Genomic DNA, 241 nt, shown 5'->3' with positions numbered 1-241 from the left:
GGCCTGCGGGTTGTAAAGCACTTTTGGCAGGGATGAAAAGCACTGGATTAATAACCCAGTGTGTTGACCTAACCTGCAGAAGAAGCACCGGCTAACTCTGTGCCAGCAGCCGCGGTAATACAGAGGGTGCAAGCGTTAATCGGAATTACTGGGCGTAAAGCGTGCGTAGGCGGCGCGCCAAGCCAGGCGTGAAAGCCCCGGGCTCAACCTGGGAACCGCGCTTGAGACTGGAGAACTAGAG

At 56.4% G+C, this 241-nt stretch carries 1 rRNA gene; it reads left to right on the top strand.

What is annotated here, in order from left to right:
* Positions 1–241: ribosomal RNA gene (locus ACTHS3_RS18500) — 16S ribosomal RNA — on the top strand; the annotation flags it as partial.

It is taken from the genome of Neisseria sp. P0009.S007, from assembly GCF_051962515.1.
This window is presented reverse-complemented; position numbering and strand designations above follow the sequence as displayed.